Annotated in this window: 7 protein-coding genes; 3 read left to right on the top strand and 4 right to left on the bottom strand. The window is 66.3% G+C overall.

Going from position 1 to position 4,007, the window contains the following annotated elements:
• Window positions 1–25: 25 nt before the first annotated feature.
• Window positions 26–328: a co-chaperone GroES gene (gene groES, locus AC2VOP_RS01625; protein ID WP_486959347.1), complete on the top strand. Its 303-nt coding sequence runs from the start codon at window positions 26–28 to the stop codon at window positions 326–328.
• Between the two features lie 149 nt (window positions 329–477).
• Window positions 478–2,097, top strand: a complete 1,620-nt coding sequence (gene groL / locus AC2VOP_RS01620) for a chaperonin GroEL (protein ID WP_486959346.1) — start codon at window positions 478–480, stop codon at window positions 2,095–2,097.
• A 57-nt stretch (window positions 2,098–2,154) separates the two neighbouring features.
• On the opposite strand, the gene AC2VOP_RS01615 is transcribed toward groL, so the two are convergent.
• The 4 genes from AC2VOP_RS01615 to AC2VOP_RS01600 all read right to left on the bottom strand — a co-directional run bounded on the left by AC2VOP_RS01615 (window position 2,155) and on the right by AC2VOP_RS01600 (window position 3,637).
• A complete protein-coding gene (locus AC2VOP_RS01615) occupies window positions 2,155–2,427 on the bottom strand; it encodes a hypothetical protein (protein ID WP_486959345.1) in 273 nt (90 codons plus the stop codon).
• 1 nt (window position 2,428) lies between these two features.
• Window positions 2,429–2,770, bottom strand: a complete 342-nt coding sequence (locus AC2VOP_RS01610; protein WP_486959344.1) for a hypothetical protein — start codon at window positions 2,768–2,770, stop codon at window positions 2,429–2,431.
• Between the two features lie 154 nt (window positions 2,771–2,924).
• Entirely contained in the window at window positions 2,925–3,257 is a 333-nt protein-coding gene (locus AC2VOP_RS01605) for a type II toxin-antitoxin system HicB family antitoxin (RefSeq protein WP_486959343.1), read from the bottom strand.
• Window positions 3,254–3,637, bottom strand: a complete 384-nt coding sequence (locus tag AC2VOP_RS01600; RefSeq protein ID WP_486959342.1) for a hypothetical protein — start codon at window positions 3,635–3,637, stop codon at window positions 3,254–3,256. Before AC2VOP_RS01600 ends, AC2VOP_RS01605 begins: the two co-directional genes overlap by 4 nt.
• Before the next feature lie 75 nt (window positions 3,638–3,712).
• Between AC2VOP_RS01600 and AC2VOP_RS01595 the strand changes: the two genes are divergently transcribed.
• Window positions 3,713–3,985 carry a type II toxin-antitoxin system Phd/YefM family antitoxin gene (locus AC2VOP_RS01595; RefSeq protein ID WP_486959341.1) on the top strand — a complete coding sequence of 91 codons (273 nt, stop codon included), beginning with the start codon at window positions 3,713–3,715 and terminating at the stop codon, window positions 3,983–3,985.
• The last annotated feature ends 22 nt before the right edge of the window (window positions 3,986–4,007 follow it).

Genomic DNA, 4,007 nt, shown 5'->3' with positions numbered 1-4,007 from the left:
CCTGATCAAGTGGAGGGCTCCAATCGTGGCGAGCGTGAAAATCAAGCCACTCGAGGACAAGATCCTCGTCCAGGCCAACGAGGCCGAGACCACGACCGCGTCCGGTCTGGTCATTCCCGACACCGCCAAGGAGAAGCCGCAGGAGGGCACCGTCATCGCCGTCGGCCCCGGTCGCTGGGACGACGAGGGAAAGAAGCGGCTCCCGCTGGACGTGTCCAAGGGCGACGTCGTCATCTACAGCAAGTACGGCGGCACCGAGATCAAGTACAACGGCGAGGAGTACCTGATCCTGTCCGCCCGCGACGTGCTGGCCATCGTCGACAAGTAGGCGGCCGAAGTAACCATCGCGTTCCGCCCCGGAGATCCCCGTGACCGCGGGCGATTTCCGGGGCGGCATGCGCAGAAGCCAATTGCCCGGCTTCTCGGCAGGCCGTTGACCGGCCTGCATCGTCGTCGGGCGGAGTCAGGAAAGAGCTTATGAGCAAGCAGATTGAGTTCGACGAGGCCGCGCGCCGCGCCATGGAAGCCGGGGCCGACAAACTCGCCGACGCGGTCCGGGTGACGCTGGGTCCGCGCGGCCGCACGGTGGTGCTGGCCAAGGCGTTCGGCGGCCCGACGGTGACCATCGACGGCGTCACGGTGGCTCGGGAGATCGACCTGGAGGACCCGTTCGAAAACCTGGGTGCGCAGCTGGTGAAGTCGGTGGCCACCAAGACCAACGACGTGGCCGGCGACGGCACCACCACCGCGACCGTGCTGGCTCAGGCGCTGATCAAGGGCGGGCTACGCAACGTTGCGGCCGGGGCCAACCCGATCGAATTGGGCCAGGGCATCTCCAAGGCGGCTGACGCGGTGTCGGAGGCGCTGCTGGCCGCCGCCACTTCGGTCTCCGGCAAGAAGTCGATCGCCCAGGTGGCGACGGTGTCCTCGCGCGACGAGGAGATCGGCAAGCTGGTCGGCGAGGCGATGACCAAGGTCGGCAGCGACGGTGTGGTCAGCGTGGAGGAGTCCTCGACGCTCTCCACCGAACTGGAGATCACCGACGGGGTCGGCTTCGACAAGGGATTCCTGTCGGCGTACTTCGTCACCGACTTCGACCTGCAGGAGGCCGTGCTGGAGGACGCGCTGATTCTGCTGCACCGTGAGAAGATCAGCTCGCTGCCGGATCTGCTGCCGCTGCTGGAGAAGGTGGTCGAGGCGGGCAAGCCGCTGCTGATCGTCGCCGAGGACGTCGAGGGCGAGGCGCTGTCGACGCTGGTGGTCAACGCGATCCGCAAGACGCTCAAGGCCGTCGCGGTCAAGGCGCCGTTCTTCGGCGACCGGCGCAAGGCGTTCCTGGAGGACCTCGCCGTCGTCACCGGCGGCCAGGTGGTCAACCCCGACGTGGGACTGCTGCTGCGCGAGGTCGGGGTGGAGGTGCTGGGCTCGGCACGCCGGGTGGTGGCCACCAAGGACGACACCGTCATTGTCGACGGCGGCGGCACCAAGGCGGCGATCGCGGCCCGGGTCAAGCAGCTGCGCGCCGAGATCGAGGCCACCGACTCCGACTGGGATCGGGAGAAGCTCGAGGAGCGGCTGGCCAAGCTGGCCGGCGGGGTGGCCGTCATCAAGGTGGGCGCGGCCACCGAGACCGCGCTCAAGGAGCGCAAGCAGCGCGTCGAGGACGCCGTGCACGCCGCCAAGGCCGCGGTCGAGGAGGGCATCGTCCCCGGGGGTGGCAGCGCGCTGCTGCACGCCCGGTCGGCGCTGACCAAGCTGCGGCCCACGCTCAGCGGCGACGAGGCGACCGGGGTGGACGTCTTCTCCACCGCGCTGAGCTCGCCGCTGCACTGGATCGCGGCCAACGCCGGGGCGGACGGTGCGGTGGTCACCAGCAAGGTGGCCGAGATGCCCGCCGGGCAGGGGTTCAACGCGGCGACGCTGGCTTACGGCGACCTGGCCGCCGACGGTGTCGTGGACCCGGTCAAGGTGACCCGCTCGGCGGTGCTCAACGCCGCGTCGGTGGCCCGGATGGTGCTCACCACCGAGACCGCGATCGTCGAGAAACCTGAAGAGGAGGAAGCCGAAGCCCACGGGCACCACGGCCACGCACATTGATGCCGAACAGCGGGGCACCCCGGGCCCTGCTGGGCCTGGGGTGCTGTTGTACGCCTGCTACGCGCCCAGCCGGCGAAGGTAGTCGTCTAGCGCACGGCGCATGACCTCGCTCGGGCTGACGTGGGCGTGTTCTGCGTACTCGACGAGCCTGTTGTCCAGGTCTGCGGCGAGTCGGACCGTCCGGGTGGGGCTGGCGCCGCGGCGGCTGTCTCCGGCTGGGCGCCCCATGCGGAGGGTGGTTCCCGCCTCGATGGGCCCACGGATGGTGTAGTTGCCCGACTCCACGTCGGAACTCATCTTGGCGTAATCGTCGCCGGTACGCTTGGCCATGTCAGTTCTCCTTTCCATAGTGGGGTCCGATGAACTCCCGCTGTCCGACGCAGTCGGCCCGTAGGTCCACCGTGCCGCGGGAGTAGGTGTAGATCTGCGAAGCTTCCTTCGGGGTGAGCATCATCGCGTGGAACACCACCCACGTTTGACCGCCTCCACCTTCAGCGGCCACTTCAATCCAGGGACCGTCGTCGGCGACGTTGCCGACGAACATGTAGGTATTTGCATCGGGAAACCGCTTCGTCGTGATGGCATATCGCAGTAACGGGTACTCGATGACGGCCCGTATCTCGTGTTCATCAATGCTGTGCTGCCAAGCATGGGGCATGCACTCGAACTGCACCCCAAAAGTGTAAGACACTTACTGTGGGCGGGCAACGCCAACGAGGAACCCGGTGCGCGGCTTGAAATCCGACACCACCGAGACCGCGATCGTGGAGAAACCTGAATCTCTGGTGTCGTATCCGCCCGGCCGCAGCGCGGTGAGACTGAGGCGGTCAGGCAGGCTGACGCGACGACAGTCGTTGCACCACCCACTGGTTCACCGACACGCCCTGTTCGGCGGCTTCGATGGTGAGCCGTCGATGTAGGTCCGGTGTGGTGCGGATGAACACCTTGCCGTTGTAGCGACGTTCGCTCAGCGGCTCCGGGATGGCCTCGCCGTTGGCGGCCATGTCCTCGACCACTTCGCCGACCAGCTTTTCGATACCGGCGATGGCCTCGTGTGCAGACGGTTCGAGCCAGGACAGTGACGGAAACTCGGCGCACAGCCCGACGTACTCACTGTCCTCGGCGGACCACTCCGCCCGGTAGGTGTAGTGCCCCATCATCGATCTCCTTCCTCGATGCCGTTGAGCCTGTCGATTGCTGAGATGACTTGGCGTACCTGGTATGCCTTGGCCTTCCCGTGGTCGCTCTGGAGGTTGACCCGTGGGTCGCCCTGCCAGGGCGTCTTGAACACCGCGTGGGCGGTTCCCTGCTGCCGGGGTGCGCCGAAGTAGTAGTCGCTGAGCAGATCAGGGAGCTGCAACGAACCGGCGAAAGCCGCCGTCAACAGCTCCTCTGACACCTGCTCCTGCACCGCCTGTTCGAGGGCATAGACGTCGGCCTTGCGGATGGGTTTGTCGAGCACCTCGATGACGTGTGGGAGTAACGCGACTAGTTCGTCTTCTGGAAGCAGAGTTTCGCCGTACCCCGGCGTCAGTGGCATCAGCGCTCGGCAACGCCCTGACCCATCAGTCCAAGCCGCTGCCGTATTCGGGAGCATAGTGTAACATGTGCACACATGAGTACTCATGGTTTGCGGGACCTTCGTGGAAGCCTGGGAGCGGTTGTACGCACGGTCGCCTCGACAGCCGAAGAAGCCATCGTCACCGACAGTGGTACCGAGGTCGCGGTGATCATCAGCTTGGCCGACTACGAGCGGTTGCATGAGCACGCTGATGTCGTCGACGCGCTGCGGCTGCGTGAACTACGGGCCAACTCGTTTCGCGCGGTTCCTCTGGCGGAGATGCTCGATGAGCTCGGTGTCGACGCGGACGCGTTCGCGGCCGGATGAGGATCTCGTTCCACCCTGACGT

Source organism: Mycobacterium sp. TH-M106, assembly GCF_057473765.1.
The sequence above is the reverse complement of the archived record's forward strand: the minus strand, read 5'-3'. Positions and strand labels throughout refer to the sequence as shown.